15 protein-coding genes are annotated in these 16391 nt (G+C 39.8%); 2 read left to right on the plus strand and 13 right to left on the minus strand.

Annotation, left to right across the window (positions count from 1 at the left end):
* Positions 1-240: 240 nt before the first annotated feature.
* The 4 genes from AC3ANL_RS18880 to AC3ANL_RS18895 all read right to left on the minus strand — a co-directional run bounded on the left by AC3ANL_RS18880 (position 241) and on the right by AC3ANL_RS18895 (position 5906).
* Positions 241-753 carry an adenine phosphoribosyltransferase gene (locus AC3ANL_RS18880; RefSeq protein ID WP_488325928.1) on the minus strand — a complete coding sequence of 171 codons (513 nt, stop codon included), beginning with the start codon at positions 751-753 and terminating at the stop codon, positions 241-243.
* Positions 744-3107 (minus strand): single-stranded-DNA-specific exonuclease RecJ, encoded by a 2364-nt coding sequence (recJ, locus tag AC3ANL_RS18885; RefSeq protein ID WP_488325929.1) that lies wholly within the window; start codon positions 3105-3107, stop codon positions 744-746. Before recJ ends, AC3ANL_RS18880 begins: the two co-directional genes overlap by 10 nt.
* A 99-nt stretch (positions 3108-3206) precedes the next feature.
* Complete coding sequence (gene secDF / locus AC3ANL_RS18890; protein WP_488325930.1) at positions 3207-5471, minus strand: protein translocase subunit SecDF; 2265 nt, start codon at positions 5469-5471, stop codon at positions 3207-3209.
* A gap of 138 nt (positions 5472-5609) precedes the next feature.
* Positions 5610-5906 carry a post-transcriptional regulator gene (locus tag AC3ANL_RS18895; RefSeq protein WP_488325931.1) on the minus strand — a complete coding sequence of 99 codons (297 nt, stop codon included), beginning with the start codon at positions 5904-5906 and terminating at the stop codon, positions 5610-5612.
* 144 nt (positions 5907-6050) lie between these two features.
* Between AC3ANL_RS18895 and spoVB the strand changes: the two genes are divergently transcribed.
* A complete protein-coding gene (gene spoVB, locus AC3ANL_RS18900; protein WP_488325932.1) occupies positions 6051-7601 on the plus strand; it encodes a stage V sporulation protein B in 1551 nt (516 codons plus the stop codon).
* 58 nt (positions 7602-7659) lie between these two features.
* On the opposite strand, the gene AC3ANL_RS18905 is transcribed toward spoVB, so the two are convergent.
* The gene (locus AC3ANL_RS18905; RefSeq protein WP_488325933.1) at positions 7660-8322 is read right to left on the minus strand and encodes a DUF421 domain-containing protein; all 663 of its coding nucleotides are present in this window, start codon (positions 8320-8322) and stop codon (positions 7660-7662) included.
* 278 nt (positions 8323-8600) lie between these two features.
* Between AC3ANL_RS18905 and AC3ANL_RS18910 the strand changes: the two genes are divergently transcribed.
* Positions 8601-8930: a TIGR04086 family membrane protein gene (locus tag AC3ANL_RS18910; protein ID WP_488325934.1), complete on the plus strand. Its 330-nt coding sequence runs from the start codon at positions 8601-8603 to the stop codon at positions 8928-8930.
* Between the two features lie 227 nt (positions 8931-9157).
* On the opposite strand, the gene yajC is transcribed toward AC3ANL_RS18910, so the two are convergent.
* From yajC to AC3ANL_RS18950, 8 genes are all read right to left on the minus strand, one after another.
* On the minus strand, positions 9158-9454 hold the full coding sequence (gene yajC, locus AC3ANL_RS18915) for a preprotein translocase subunit YajC (protein ID WP_488325935.1): 297 nt from the start codon (positions 9452-9454) through the stop codon (positions 9158-9160).
* 30 nt (positions 9455-9484) lie between these two features.
* The gene (gene tgt, locus AC3ANL_RS18920; protein ID WP_488325936.1) at positions 9485-10624 is read right to left on the minus strand and encodes a tRNA guanosine(34) transglycosylase Tgt; all 1140 of its coding nucleotides are present in this window, start codon (positions 10622-10624) and stop codon (positions 9485-9487) included.
* A gap of 127 nt (positions 10625-10751) precedes the next feature.
* Positions 10752-11780, minus strand: coding sequence for a tRNA preQ1(34) S-adenosylmethionine ribosyltransferase-isomerase QueA (gene queA / locus AC3ANL_RS18925; protein ID WP_488325937.1), 1029 nt, complete (start codon positions 11778-11780; stop codon positions 10752-10754).
* Positions 11781-11835: 55 nt separating this feature from the next.
* Positions 11836-12837, minus strand: coding sequence for a Holliday junction branch migration DNA helicase RuvB (ruvB, locus tag AC3ANL_RS18930; protein WP_488325938.1), 1002 nt, complete (start codon positions 12835-12837; stop codon positions 11836-11838).
* 13 nt (positions 12838-12850) lie between these two features.
* Positions 12851-13462: a Holliday junction branch migration protein RuvA gene (ruvA, locus tag AC3ANL_RS18935; protein ID WP_488325939.1), complete on the minus strand. Its 612-nt coding sequence runs from the start codon at positions 13460-13462 to the stop codon at positions 12851-12853.
* 327 nt (positions 13463-13789) lie between these two features.
* Complete coding sequence (locus AC3ANL_RS18940; protein ID WP_488325940.1) at positions 13790-14344, minus strand: BofC C-terminal domain-containing protein; 555 nt, start codon at positions 14342-14344, stop codon at positions 13790-13792.
* A 149-nt stretch (positions 14345-14493) separates the two neighbouring features.
* Positions 14494-15183: a YhcN/YlaJ family sporulation lipoprotein gene (locus AC3ANL_RS18945; protein WP_488325941.1), complete on the minus strand. Its 690-nt coding sequence runs from the start codon at positions 15181-15183 to the stop codon at positions 14494-14496.
* Positions 15184-15271: 88 nt separating this feature from the next.
* The gene (locus AC3ANL_RS18950; protein WP_488325942.1) at positions 15272-16261 is read right to left on the minus strand and encodes a phosphotransferase; all 990 of its coding nucleotides are present in this window, start codon (positions 16259-16261) and stop codon (positions 15272-15274) included.
* Between the last annotated feature and the right edge of the window lie 130 nt (positions 16262-16391).

A 16391-nucleotide genomic window follows, 5' to 3' on the forward strand; every position in this document is an offset into this window, starting at 1 on the left:
CGAACTATATATCTGTCTGCAACTTTGTTTCATAGGTCCTTGAATATATCTCTACCAGGTCATATTATTTTTTTTGAAAATCGTTCGTAAATTAGAATGATTGTTACTATTATCGAAAAAAATAGCGAAGATGTAAAGAGTTTGCAGTGTTTTTTCTGCAAAATTCGATATTTATGTCGAATTTTCAGCTTTTCTTTATATAAAGAGAGCACTCTCCTAAGAGTGCCCTCGTGTTTCTTTTTAATAGTGAAGCAATGTTAAAACATCATAACCGTCTAGTTTGCTACGGCCTTCTAAATAACTTAGTTCAACTAAGAAAGCGATACCAGCAACAACGCCGCCAAGCTGCTCCACCAATTGAATTGTAGCGTCAATCGTGCCGCCTGTTGCTAACAAGTCATCTGTAATTAAAACACGTTGACCCGGCTGAATTGCATCTTTATGAATGGTAAGGATATCTTTACCATATTCTAGTCCATAACCAACTTGAATGGTTTCCCTCGGAAGTTTACCCTCTTTGCGGACTGGAGCAAAACCTACACCTAATGAATAGGCAACAGGACAGCCAATAATGAACCCACGTGCTTCTGGTCCAACAACTAGGTCAATTTGTTTTTCTTTAGCATATGAAACGATCTGGTCGGTTGCATATTTATATGCCTCACCATTATTCATTAACGGGGTAATATCTTTAAATTTAATTCCCGGCTTTGGCCAGTCGGGTACGATTGTTATAAATTGCTTTAAATCCATTCTTCAATTGCCTCCTCAGCTTTAACCGACGCTTGAATAACTTGATCGAACCAGCCTTTTAATTCCTGAAAAGACGAAAACAATAAATCTCTTTCAAGAGCATACTGAGCCTGCTTTGTTTGATAAGTTGTTGAGTCAGTTAGGTCACGCTTTTGCGCTCCAGTTTTTAAAGTTATAAATCCATTGTTTATTGTAACAAAATCCAGATCAGAAAACACCTTTGAAATAAAGATAATTGTTTCCTGTGTCCAACCGCGATGTTTGGCGATGGCATCACCATCACGTTTAAGGTCAACTGGACCTTTTTTTAAAAGATAGGCATAAAACCACTTAAAATGATCGCGGGTTGGAACGATGCTGAAAAAATCACTCGATTCTTTATAAAAATACGCATAGATTCTTGCTGGCTGTTTACCCTTTAATAAAACTTCAAGCATCTCTTTTGATTGTGGAAAATCGACTAGAGCAATATTTGTCAAGGACGCATCAAAAGCCTTTGCTTCTTCTATGTCTTGAATGAGAACCGTCTCAAGTCTCAATTCAGGATTTATTTTTTCAAGGTGATCTTTATTAAAAACAACAAATTTCCTATTTTTTGCAGGTATTGCTGCTAAAAGATTGTTGATTCGTCTTTGACCTCGATGGTCAAATAATTGCCACGAAGCAACAGCCATATCCTGGACAAAGATTTGTGGTTTACGTATATTGTTCCATTCATTAATAGATAATTCTCCAATTAATGAAATTTTCGAGGCAGGAGAAATTTGGTCAACTAATCCACCCAAGCCAAAACCAACACCATCCAAATTGGCACCATTTTCGTTGACTAGTACCTTAAGATGGTTTTGCTCGCTGCCAATTTTTCTGATACTGGTTATGTCTACGTTATTTATTAAAACTTTCGGCTTAGGATTCCCCATGCCAAAAGGAGCTAACAGATTTAATTCATCTAATGAGGATAAACTGATATCTTCAAGCCGGACTTGTTCGTCTAGATACGTGACCGGAATTAAATCCTCTTCCGTTAACTGTACTTCTGCAAGGACATTTAATCGTTCACGCAATTCGGCAACATGTTCGAGTTTCAATGTCATCCCTGCAGCCATAGGATGTCCGCCAAAATGCGGCAGAATTTCCCGGCAGGTTGATAAGTTTTTAAAAAGGTCAAATCCGGCAATGCTTCGAGCCGAACCTTTTGCGACCCCTTTTTCCGGGTCAAAATTCAACACAATCGTTGGCCGATAGTACTTCTCGACTAGTCTCGAGGCTACGATTCCAATGACGCCGGGATTCCAGCCTTCCTTGCCGATGACAAGAACTTTATTTGTCTCAATTGGATAATGTTTTTCAACTTCTTCTATGGCTTCCGTTGTAATCGTATTAACAATTGCCTGTCTGGTCTTATTTAATTCATCCATTTCTTCTGCTAATGCTTGAGCTTCTTCCGGATCCTCAGTCAGAATTAATTGGACTGCCAAATCAGCATCTTCCAAGCGTCCGACCGCATTAATTCTGGGGGCCAGGGTAAATCCAATCGTTTCTTCATTAATGGATTTAAGGTCAGCGCCAGCTAATTTAAGAATAGCTTTAAGACCAATATTTTTGGAAACTTTTAATTTTTCTAGGCCCTTTTTGGCGATAAGACGATTTTCCCCTGTTAATGATACTAAGTCAGCAATCGTACCAATAACTGCTATTTCAAATAAATGTTCAGGAATTTCCCCGTAAAGGGCATGGGCGAGTTTAAAGGCAACGCCCACACCAGCTAGTTCCCGAAATGGATACTGGCTATCAGGCAGTTTAGGATGAATGATTGCAAGCGCTTCTGGTAAAACAGGTCCTGGTTCATGGTGATCAGTAATAATAAGATCCAGTCCGATTTCCTTCGCAACACTTGCTTCATGGACTGCGGCGATTCCAGTATCCACGGTAATTATTAACTTAATTCCATTTTCCTTGGCATGGCGGAATGCGGGTTCATTTGGTCCATACCCTTCGCGAAAACGATTAGGGATGTAAAATTGTACATTCGCCCCTAAATCTCGAAGGGTGATCATTAACACAGAGGTGCTGCTAACACCATCCGCATCATAGTCGCCAAAAATTAGGATAGGTTCCTGCGTTTCGATGGCTTCACGAATTCTTTTTACCGCGATATCCATATCCTTTAACAAATAGGGATCGTGAAACTCATCCTGTCCAAATAAAAAATACCGTGCAGAATCTACGGTATCTAATCCACGGTTAACAAGCATCGATGCAACTAGAGGTGTTATTTTTAATTCATTAGCTAGTTTGGTAACGAGATTGTTATCAGAACTTCGAACAATCCATTTCGTTTTTGATTTTAACATTGGTAGATTCACCCCTCAACTTTCTAATTATACAGGAGCGGGAAATAGGATTCAATAAAAAGAAAAAACCGCAGAAAGTCTGCGATTTTTTCTTTAAGTTTATACCTGTGGTTGATCAGAGTATTTTTTCTTTTCTTTAACTGTTCTAATCGTGCCTTTCTTTTTAAGCTCTCTAGTTTTTAAGACATACCAGAGAGGACCCGCGATACAGATTGAAGAATACACCCCAACCATTAAACCGACAAATAAGGCAACTGAGAAGTTGAAAATGGATGCATTACCAAAGATCATCAGAGCCACGACGGTAATCAAAACCGTTAAAACTGTATTAACAGAACGGGTTAAGGTTTGACGGATACTTGTATTTAGCACATCGGCAATATCTTCATTTGTTTTAAGCCGTTTTTTCTTGTTCATATTCTCGCGCATCCTGTCAAAGGTTACAATCGTATCGTTTATCGAATAACCAACGATGGTTAAGACAGCTGCAATAAAATTCAGATCCACTTCAAGTCTGGTAATACTGAAGAACGCAACCATAAAGAAGGCATCATGCAGCAATGAGGCAATCGCAGCAATCGCCATAGAGAATTCAAAACGAACACTTACATAAATGATAATACCAACGGATGCAAGCAGTAAGGCAATAAAGGCATTTTTCGCCAATTCTTTCCCTACTGTAGGTGAAACGGTACTAACATTTGGTTCAGAACCGAATTCCTTTTTAAAATCTGCTTTTAATTTTGCGATTTCGTCTTTTTTAAGAACACCAACAAATCGAGCAGAGCCGCGTTCCTTGTTGTTCCCAGAAATCACAATATCATCTGTTTTCAAATTGTGATCCTCAAAAGCAGCTTTTACTTTTTCAGTCGTTAATGGTTTGTCCGATAATACTTCTACACGCGTACCGCTTGTAAAATCAATTGCTAGATTCAAGCGGAAAACAATCAGTACAATTAAACCTGCAGCAATGAGTACACCAGAAATAGTGAAAAATTTCTTTCTAGGTTTTACAAAATCAAGCTTATCGAAGCGAGTAGGAAGATCTAGTGTATCAAAGTTTTCAGCGATGTCATGAATTTTAGCTGGATTTACCCCAAACCAGCTAGGTTTCTTATTAAAGAGATTACTGTGAACCCATAGACCTAACAATAACCGCGACCCATAAACAGCTGTTAAAAAGCTCATTAGGATACTGATAATTAACATGGTCGCAAATCCTTTTACAGAGCTAGTCCCATAGAAGAAAAGCACTGCTGCAGTCAGGATCGTCGTTATATTTGAGTCAAAAATCGATGAAAATGCATTTTTTTCACCCGCTTGGAAGGCCGATTTAACCGACTTTCCAACTTTTAATTCTTCTCGTATCCGTTCATAGGTAATAATATTGGCATCGACGGCCATACCGACCCCGAGAATAATCGCAGCGATACCAGGCAAGGTTAGGGCACCATTCATCCAATCGAAAATTAATAAGACTAGGTAAATATATATGGATAACGTAATGATGGCAATAAAGCCAGGAAAACGATAATAGAACAGCATAAACAAGAAAATGATTGCGACACCGATGATTCCAGCCGTAACCGTTTCACTTAATGCCTGTTCCCCGAACTTAGCTCCGACAGAAGTAGAGTACACCTCATCTAGCTTAACTGGTAAGGAGCCCGCATTTAAAAGCGATGCCAAGGATTGGGCTTCTGTTGCGGTGAAACTGCCGACAATCGAAACGCTATTCTGATTGAATATTTGATTTACCGTCGGAGCTGACAAGAATTTAGGATTTGGTTTGGTTACCTCTTCTTTAAAGGAGTCCTTCCCTTCTTCAAAATCAAGCCAAATGACAAGCACATTATTTGGTGCCATCTTCATAATTTCTTCGGATACTTTACGGAATTTATCAGAACTCTTTAATGTTAAAGAAACACTTGGTGCTCCGTTTTCATCAAAGGTTTGCTTAGCCCCGCCTTGTTTTAAATCAGAACCGTCCATCATTAGACGATCATTGGCATCACGAAAAGTTAAATTGGCCTGAGTGGACAATATTTCACGGGCTTTATTTTGGTCCGTAACCCCGGCAAGTTGAACACGAATTCGATTTTTACCTTCAATCTGGATATTCGGTTCACTTACACCGAGGACGTTGATCCGCTTATCGAGCGCTTCAGCCGTGCTAGCCATTACATTTTTGTCAATCTTTTGACCTTTTTTGGCTTCTTTAACATCATACAAAACTTCAAAACCGCCCTGTAGATCCAGCCCCAGCTTAATATTGTTTAAGATGTTCTTAGTTGTTGCTCCCATTGTGCTTCCAATAATTAGAACCACTAGAAAGAAAGCAATAATCCTGTTACGCTTTACCATTATGTATTGTTCCTCCTTAGCGCATGTGCCTGTGCCCTATTACGTACAGCTTTATATAAGTATAATAAAAAGTCACTGCTTTCATTATGAAATAAGTTGGATTGACTGTCAATTTACTAAAATTAAATTAATGTAAACTTATCTTAAAAGTTCTTTCAATTCACTTTCATCATCCAATGAAAACTCGGTCTTTTTATACGTCTCAATCGTGGCATAGTTTATATAATCACTCACCCTAACAGAGAGAATATCCTGGATCATTTCATAAAGCCTCATTTCAGCCTTTACCTTTTTCCATTTTTTCTTCACTAAGTATCCCCAAAGCTCTTTTTCCGTTACAGAATCAACCCCTAGCAGGCGAAACTCTGCAAGTTTACTTGCTAATGCTGGTTGTACTTGGGTACGAAAATGTTCATTTGCGTGGCTATCATCCATTCTCATTGCCTCCCGAGGATCTGATAAATCCCATATTTATGAAACCATTGCAAAAAGCTTTTTCTACTTGTCATGCTTTGTCCACCCTTAGGCATATAGTTAATTGTATATGAATTCTTCTTTTTTGAGAAGGTGGGAACCTAAATGTCTAAGTTTTTAAAGGGGACTTTTATCCTATTAGTTGCCGGGTTAATTACGAGAGTCCTTGGTTTTATTTATCGAATTGTCCTAGCGCGCAGCATTGGTGAGGAAGGCGTCGGCCTATATATGATGGCCTATCCCACGTTTATTCTCGTGGTAACCATAACGCAGTTAGGCCTGCCCGTGGCTATCTCGAAAAATATTGCCGAGGCAGAAGCAAAAGGGGATTATCCTGAGATAAAAAAAATTCTCGTTGTCTCTTTAGCGATCACCATCGGTTTATCCTTTATAATTACGCCTGCGATAATCTTGTTAGCGCCCATTCTATCAACAACACTCTTTACCGATCCCAGAACGTATTATCCTTTAATAGCTATTGCACCTGCAATACCGATTATTGCCATTTCTTCTGTTTTAAGAGGATACTTTCAGGGACGGCAAAACATGCGTCCGTCAGCCATCTCGCAGATTTTAGAACAGTTTGTAAGAATTACCTTAATTGCCTTGGCTACCAAAACATTTCTTCCCTATGGAGTTGAATATGCCGCAGCCGCAGCCATGGGTGCTTCGGTTTTAGGTGAACTCGTTTCCCTCCTCTATCTGCTAACCACTTTTAAATTAAAAAAACGGTTTAGGGTTAGAAAAAATTTCTTTCAATCGGTTCAAAAAGGAAAACGGACGTTTAAAGAACTAATGGAAATTGCCTTGCCAACGATGGGGAGCCGCATGATTGGGTCGATCTCCTGGTTTTTTGAGCCAATCGTTGTGGCTCACAGCTTAGCCCTTGCCGGGGTGATTGCAGTAAATGCAACGAAACAATATGGAGCCCTGACCGGCTATGCTATGCCGCTATTAATGCTGCCTTCATTTGTTACTTTCTCATTAGCAACCTCTCTTGTGCCTGCCATCAGTGAGGCCAATTCAAAGAACAACTATAAATTAATCGAGTACCGCTTGCAGCAAGCATTGCGCTTTGTTTTTTTAACAGGCGGACTTGCAGTTATTATCTTATATGTATTGGCTGACCCGCTTATGGAACTTATGTATGGGTCTGCTAAGGACTCTTATTTTATTCGACTGATGGCACCATTCTTTTTGTTTTATTATTATCAGGGTCCATTACAAGCCGTATTACAGGCACTAAACCTTGCCAGAGCTGCGATGATTAATAGTTTAATTGGTGCGATTGTCAAAACCGCTGTGATTTTCTTACTCGCCTCCCAAGCATCCTTTGGAATTACCGGTGCCGCTTTAGGGATTGTGATCGGTTTTGTTTTAGTCACCGGTCTCCATTTTGCAACTGTATTAAAAAAAATCCCCATATCTTTGTATATCCTAGATTATCTAAAAGGATTTCTAGTCATGGGTGCTTCCGGCTGGTTAGGCTATTGGCTGTTCAACCATTACCTGCTAAATGAACATTTAGTCATACGCGTTATGACCGCGACAGTGACAATGGCAATTTCATATTTCATTTTACTGATTGTATTCCAGCTCATTAAACAGGAGGAGCTTAAACGAATACCATGGATTGGTCGTTTTTTCGCTTACTAATGTGAACTTGGTTTGTGATAAATGCAAAGAAGACATGCTGTAAATACGGCGTGTCTTCCTATTTTTCATCCTTAATATCAATATAAAATTTTCCATTCTCATAGCTGCAAAAAGAAATCTGTTTAATATCCCTGTATCCTTTTTTTTTCAATTCCTGACGCAGCCAAAGGTTGTTTTTATTGATTTTCTTTAGGTTTTCCTCATCAATTTGACCATCTAGTATTAAAGGAATCGTGATGTCACCTTGTTTTGCTTCACTCTGACTATTCTTTAATTTTTCAATTACTGATAAGCTTCCTGATGACTCTAAGATAGCAAATTCAACATCAGCTATGCTGCGAATGTCCTTTTCTCTTAATTGAGTCATAAGATCATCGAAATTATAGCGCTGCTTCCGCATGGCAGCCTCATCAATCTTTCCCCTGTTAATAATAATGCTTGGTTTCCCATCAACAAGATCTCGAAATCGTTTACTTTTTAGCGATATGACCGCAAGTAAAATTTGGATAAGCATTAATATTACCATAGGTAAAATTGCATGAAATATACGGACATTCGGTCTTTCAATTGCAACGACCGCTAATTCGCCAATCATGATAAAAACGACAAGATCGAGGATACTAAGTTCGCCAATTTCTCGCTTTCCCATTAAACGAAAAATAACGAGAATGAGAATATAAAAAAATATTGTTCGAATGACAATTGTGATAAAATCTTCCAAAACCTTCGCCCCTTTTTTCTTTCAACGATATTATTTGCAAAAACAGGCAAATAATTACGGAAGAAATATCCAATTACACTTTAGAAAAACAGCAATATTATATTCTACTTTTCCCCATTCCTGAATACGCTTGTACTAGGAAAGAAACTGTCTTGGACATGGGATATGGATGAAAAATAAGTCAGGTCTGTAGACACAGAAGGGGGAGAGTTAAAATCGAATCGAAAAGCTTTGGAACATCCATCCTATATGGATTAATTTTTATCTTTGCTTTTGCCGTGATATGCAGCCTTATTTTTGCATTTATCCTCAGGTTTACATCTGCTCGGGAAGGGTCACTTCAATATGTCATTACAGCCCTATCATTTATTGGGCTATTTGGCGGCGGGTTTCTTTCTGGCGGTATGCGAAAAGAAAAGGGTTGGCTTATCGGGGGAGTAACAGGGCTGATTTATTCATTTGTTGTCTTTATGTTTCAATACCTTGGTTATGACCGTCTGTTTGCACCAGAACAAATCGTTTATCACATCTGCTATACCTTAATTGCGATGATGGGCGGAATTCTAGGAGTTAATATCGCAACCAACAATTCACGCAGGGCCGTGTAAATAGAAAAGCGGAAGCGCCCTGGTCAGCGGCGTATGGCCTGGAGCACTCCAACTGAGATAAAGGAAACACGAAGAGCGGAGCGATTCGATGTTGACTTATCGTAGGGCGGAGAGCGAAGGACACTAGCCGCTAGGGTGCTGGAGCTGGACAATTCTCGAAGCCAAAACTTATAAATTTTTATATAAATAGAAAAGGAAGCCAGTTATTAATGGCTTCCTCTTTGTTTTTATTTTGAAAGATTTACCTCACCAGCTGTAGTGCTAGCTTCAGTGACTTCACGAATTGCAGAACGATCGTATGTAAGACGGCTGCCGTCACCACATTTAATCACGACCTTTGATTCATCAATTGAATCAACGAAACCATGAAGACCACCAATCGTGACGATTTTATCCCCTTTTTTCAATGCGCTTTGCATGTTCGCAACTGACTTTTGGCGTTTTTGCTGCGGGCGAATTAATAGGAAATAAAATAACACAAACATTAAAATCAATGGAATGATTGTACCAAGTCCTCCTGACATTTTGTTTCCCTCCTTTCCAAATAGCATCTATTAGAAATTTTTCGCGTTTGGTTTATTAAAACCATAACGTTCAAAAAACTCTTCGCGGAAATCACCAAGCCTGTCTTCCATGATGGCTTGTCTGACCTTCTCCATCAATCTTAACAGAAAATAGAGATTATGATAAGACGTTAAACGAATTCCAAAGGTTTCATCACACTTTATTAAGTGGCGAATATAGGCTCTGCTATAATTTCGGCATGTATAACAATCGCATTCTGGATCGAGCGGTCCAAAATCTCGAGCATATTGAGCATTTTTTACTACAAGACGACCAGTGCTTGTCATCAAAGTACCATTTCTTGCGATACGTGTTGGCAAGACACAGTCAAACATATCAATTCCACGAATGGCGCCATCAATTAATGAGTCTGGAGAGCCCACACCCATTAAATATCTTGGTTTATTCGTAGGTAATAATGGTGTCGTGAATTCAAGCATCCGGTTCATAACGTCCTTGGGTTCACCAACGGATAATCCGCCCACAGCATACCCAGGAAAATCTAGAGATACAAGGTCCCTCGCACTTTGTTTGCGAAGTTCTTCATATTCTCCTCCTTGAACGATTCCAAACAGCCCTTGATCTTCTGGACGCTGGTGGGCATTTAAACAGCGCTCAGCCCAGCGTGAGGTCCGCTCAACGGATTTTTTCATATATTCAAATGTTGCAGGATATGGTGGACACTCATCAAAGGCCATCATAATATCAGATCCAAGGGCATTCTGGATTTCCATCGCTTTTTCCGGTGATAAAAATAATTTTTCACCACTCATATGGTTACGGAAATGAACCCCTTCTTCTTCGATTTTACGGAATTCACTTAAACTAAAGACCTGGAAACCGCCGGAATCCGTTAAAATCGCCCGGTCCCAATTCATAAATTTATGAAGACCGCCCGCTTCTTTGATGATTTCGTGGCCTGGTCTTAGCCATAGGTGGTAGGTATTGCTTAAAATAATCCCAGCACCCATTTCCTTTAAATCTTCTGGTGACATCGTTTTTACGGTTGCAAGTGTCCCCACCGGCATAAAGGCAGGTGTATCAAAAGACCCGTGCGGGGTATGGACTCTGCCAAGCCGGGCCCCTGTCTGTTTACATGTTTTAATTAATTCATAACGAATCGCAGTCAAATTTTTGTCTCCTTCCAAAAGGCGGTGTGAGCAGAGCTAAACTAAATTTTACAAAAGTGAAGAATATATTTTTGCAGCAAATATTGTTTAGTATAATTTATTTTTGCGGCGCTCCGCCCCTTTTCCACTAAATGATGAACATTGCATCGCCAAAACTGAAAAAGCGATAGCGTTCAGATACGGCCGTATTATAAGCGTGCAAAATATTTTCTCTTCCCGCTAAAGCACTAACTAGCATAATTAAAGTGGATTTTGGCAAGTGGAAATTCGTAATCATTCCATCAATCGCCTTAAATTCATAGCCAGGATAAATAAAAATATTCGTCCAGCCACTGCCCTCCGTAAACTGTCCATCGTTTGCAGATGCAATTGTCTCCAACGTCCTTGTTGAGGTTGTTCCGACGGTAATGATTCTACCGCCCTTCCTTCTGACCTCATTTAACAATTGGGCAGTCCCTTCCGTTACCATATAAAATTCAGCGTGCATATCATGCTCTAAAACATCGTCGACACTCACAGGACGAAACGTACCAAGTCCAACATGAAGCGTAATAAAAGCAATATGTACCCCTTTTGCTTTTATTTCTTCCAACAATGTTTCCGTAAAATGAAGTCCTGCTGTTGGGGCCGCAGCGGATCCTGGTTCGCGGGCATATACCGTTTGGTAGCGGTCATTGTCATCTAACTGCTCTTTTATGTAAGGTGGCAGCGGCATTTCACCTAACTGGTCAAGCACCTCGTAAAAAATGCCCTCATATTTAAAATCGAAAATACGGCCGCCGTGATCAGATGTCCCTGTGCAAAGAGCGGTGAGAATACCGTCACCAAAATCGATTTCGGTACCTTCCTTTACACGCTTTGCCGGTTTCACAAGTGTTTCCCACTGGTCGCCTTCCAGTTGTTTTAAAAGAAGGACTTCTATTTTAGCACCTGTTTCTTTTTTGACACCAAAAAGGCGTGCAGGCAATACCTTGGTATCATTTAAGACCAGGCAATCCCCTTCACGCAAATAGTTTGTAATGTCTTTAAAGACTTCATGCTTAATTTCGCCTGTTTGTTTGTCTAAGACCATTAAACGGCTGTCTGTCCGATTTTTAAGCGGAACTTGTGCAATTAATTCTTCTGGTAAGTGAAAATCAAATAAATCTACTTTCATCTAAAACACACCTTACTTTATTGAAATCTTCCCAAAAAAGTAAATAACGGATACGTCAATCCATGGGCACTTCCATGCCGAAATGGTGATAGACAGCTCCTGTTACTACCCTTCCTCGTGGGGTTCGCTGCAAAAAGCCAATTTGTAATAAATACGGTTCATACACATCTTCAATCGTCTCGGCTTCCTCACCAATGGAGGCAGCAATTGTATCAAGACCAACTGGGCCGCCGCGAAATTTTTCAATAATTCCTTTTAATAGTTTGTGGTCTATATGGTCAAGACCAAGGCGGTCAACCTGCAACAGCTCAAGGGCCTCTCTTGCAAGTTTAAGGTCAATTATACCATTTCCCTTCACTTGAGCAAAATCTCTAACCCGGCGAAGGAGACGATTGGCCACCCTCGGGGTCCCTCTTGCTCTTCTGGCAATTTCTGTTGCTGAAGGCTCATCAATTTTCGTTTCAAACAAATCAGCTGTTCTCATCACAATATTTTTTAACTGATCTTCCTTATAATACTCAAGACGGCTCAAAACACCAAATCGATCCCGTAATGGGGCAGATAAGGATCCGGCTCTTGTTGTGGCGCCAACAAGCGTAAACGGAGGAAGGTCAAGTCGGACAGACCTGGCACTCGGGCCTTTACCAATGACGATATCAAGGCAAAAGTCCTCCATTGCAGGGTACAGGACCTCTTCAATTTGTCTTGGGAGCCGGTGAATTTCATCAATAAATAATACATCCCCTGGTTCTAGCGCCGTCAAGATGGCAGCTAAGTCACCAGGCCTTTCTATCGCCGGTCCTGAGGTAGTCCGAATGTTCACGCCCATTTCATTGGCAATAATGACAGCCAGGGTTGTTTTCCCTAATCCAGGCGGTCCATACAGGAGAACATGGTCTAATGTTTCCTTACGAAGCTTTGCGGCCTTTATGAAAATTTCAAGATTATCCTTAACCTGGTCCTGTCCGATATATTGTTTTAAGGTTTGCGGCCTTAGGCTTTGTTCAAAACTGATTTCGCTTTCGTCCACTTCACTAGAAATAATCCGCTCATCCATGAATCATCACCGCCTATTTTAAAAGCCGCTTTAGTGCATTCTTAATGTATTGATCCGTTGAAAGTTCTTCTTTTCGTAACTCAGGGGTAACCTTTTTAATTTCCCTGTCTGAATAGCCAAGGGCTTTTAAGGCTAACAATGCCTCTTCAAGGGCTGTATTGCCCGCTTGTGTATGGAGCGGCAGTTTATCAGCATTGAAAAGATTAGGAAAATAATCGGGAACAATATCCTGCAGTTTTCCTTTTAAGTCGAGAATCATTTGTCGAGCTGTTTTTTTACCGACTCCTGGAAATTTGACCAAAAAGCCTTCATCTTCATTTTCAATAGCCATAACCACTTGCTGTACTTCACCGGATGCAAGAATGGCGAGCGCCCCTTTAGGTCCAATCCCCGAAACATTTAATAATTTTGTAAACAGTCGTTTCTCTTCTCTTGTTTCAAAACCATATAATGCGATCACATCTTCGCGGACGTAATGATAGGTATATACTGTAACCATTGTTTCCATTTTTCCCGCATATATAAACGGATTAGGTGTTGAGATTTGATAGCCGATGCCGTTATTCTCAATGACGATATATTCCGGTCCAACAAACTCAACGGTTCCTTTTACAAATTCATACAATCGTATTCTCTCCCCTAGTTTGAACCCACGTTCCAATAGAACACTTTGGAATTCATGCTGTCTTTCATTTTAACATAAGTAAAGACTGGAATTGAAGAAAATCGTATTTAGAAGAAAAGTTGGATTATTCAGTTTTAGTGATTCGCGGATATATAGTTGAAAATCACGGATATAACATGCGATTCGCGGATAAATGCTTGGATTCGCGGATAAGCATAAGAAATTCGCGGATAAACTTATTATGGCCTCGCAAAATATAATCAATTTAAGAAATGAGCAAAAAAAAACAGGCTGATTTAACTCAATCAGTCTGATTCGGTCATAATTCTATTCTCTTTTTACAGAATAGGGCTTAAACGTTTCTAATACTTCGACATAATGATCTTTTGATTTAATGGGAATACCCTGTATCAGCTCTTCTTGCTTTTTACTTTCTAATTTCTTGATATCTATTTGAAAAAAAGATTGAATGATTCGTGATTGACCTGGCCGTCCATTAAAAATAGTCAAGATCCCATCATCGGTTACACCAAAAAATCCATTTACTTTAAGTAATGGGGATATATCATCTACTTGTTTTCTAAATACAAAGGTCGAATCATCGATGTCGGTAAGCTGCCATTGGTCATATTTTGCCCAAAAATCCGCCATGGACCAGCATGTCTCGTGGACTACTTCCTGACTTATTTCGCCATCAAGATAGATTCTTTCCAATATAACCGTCATGTTTAGGGGTTGCTGCTTTTGTGGTGTTTGATGGTTGCCCTGCTGAGCAGCAGAACCTGTCGTCATAATCCCAGGAACACTACCGATAAACATGAAGAGAATAACAGCACATACGGCTACTCCAAACCGGTACATTGCTATCCAATTGACCCTCATGTTACTCACCTCTTATTGTTAAAAATTGAACAATCTTTACAATTCTAGTTTTGCCTTTTTTTCCTTTTTTATCCCGATCAAGAAAATAAAAAGAGCAAAGCTCACAGGCTTTGCCCTTTTCCGGTTGATGACACGATGGTGCTAAGGTGTTAACTTCCACCCTTATTGCGCTGGCTGTCATTATGAATGTTGCGGTCCCGGCCAAGTGTTCCCTCGTCTGTAATCACCGTTACGGAACGTCCCTTCGCGTAAGGCTTCACCGCATTTTTAATGGCTCTTTTCGTATCAGCTGCCTTATTTTTATCGTGTAAGGTTACTGATACAAGGACCGTATTTCCAAATGCCACTGACCTTACATTCTGGACATTGTCTATATCTGCAACTTTATCTTTAATCTTATTGGTAACATTATCCTGGAAGTTAGGATCCGTCACCACTCCATTATTCCCATTTTTTGCACTTAGATGGCCGTGATAATTCATATCACTTGTACTAAACCGGTTATCTCGCTGGAAAAAATTCCGATCCCTTTTCGCCCTCGGAGTTGTCGGGTTTTTCGGATTCCCTTTTTCATCTCTAGTTTGAAGCTGTGTTCTCGTTTGTTGATTGATTGTCTGATCCTCATCACCGAGACTATGATCCAGCATGTCTGGAATGGCACCATCATTATCCCTTAATAACTCGTAATCGTTATTTGGGTGGTTTTCATTGGAATAATACCCAATCGGACGGGCTAGATTATTTCCATTTACTCCGGCCCGATTATTGTCACTTGCACATCCCGCCACACCTAACAGTAAACAAGCGGAAAGAGGAATCATCCACTGTTTTTTGTTCAAGCGAAAAACCCCCTCGAATAACATCCTGAGCATAAATTCATGCTCCTTTATAGGGTGTTATTTTCGAAGGGGTTTCATTCGTGAAAATTCAATTCACTATTTCCTGTAAATGATCAATAAATTTTTTCCTCGTGTAAAATTGATTGATGGATAAATCCTGCACTTGTCTTAATTTAACATGATCTTTGTATGATTTTTCCCTAATTAATCGATTCCATTCTCGAAAAATATCGGCAGGATAGGCTAAAGCATACAAAAAGGCTTCTTCTTGTAAATAGGTCCGAATTTGCTTTAAACTGGAAAGCTTTTCCAACGACCAGTCGATATATGGAAGGATTCGGTTGGCATATTGTAAATAATCGAATGATGGTGGACCAATACTAATCAAATCAAAATCAATTAAATTTAAATCCCCCTTCCTATCACGTAAAAAATTGTGATGGGCAACATCACCATGAAGAATTACAGGCTTTTCATTTTGAAAAAAGCGGCGATTCTGTTCCATTCCTAACAAGGACCAATTCGCCCAAAACACCATTTCTGAGATCGTTGAGTCATCAATAAAATATTTTAGAAAGGGAAGATTTTTCGAAAAAAGATGAAGTCTCTCTGTCCATTTGTCCATTAAATGACCTTTTGAGAGCAATGTTCGATAGCGGCTCTCAAATGATGCCGTGGTTTGGTGAAAATGCTCTAACAGGTCAATCCCTTCCTGACGATTTTTTTGCGTATAATAAGAAAAAGGTATTTTATGCGGGGGGATATATTCGATACAGCCAAAATAAATGCCTTCAAAAAAAAGCAGTTCTTTGATAGGAGTGGTTAGGAACGAATACGTTTTTAAAAACCCTTCCTTTTTTAGTGTCGCAGTAAACGCTTCTTGGAGCCGCAGCCTGCTAGGAGTATTGTACCCCTTGATGATGTAAGTGTTTTGATCTGTTTTTAATAAAAAAACAAACTTTCGAATCGGTACCAACTCGATAATTTTTTCAAAAAATTGTGACTGAAAATAAGAGAGGAGACGATCATAATAATCATCGTCTCCTTTTTGGTTAACTGACCTATTAATTGCTTTCATCTCGGTAACCCGGCATGCCGTAAGGATTTGTTTCTGGCCCCATCCCATATGGATTCATATAGGGAGGTTGTGCGACATTGACAGGCCCCATATATGGTGCACTGTAAATAGGTGGTGTCGGTGGTACAAA

Source organism: Neobacillus sp. DHD-1R (genome assembly GCF_057747995.1).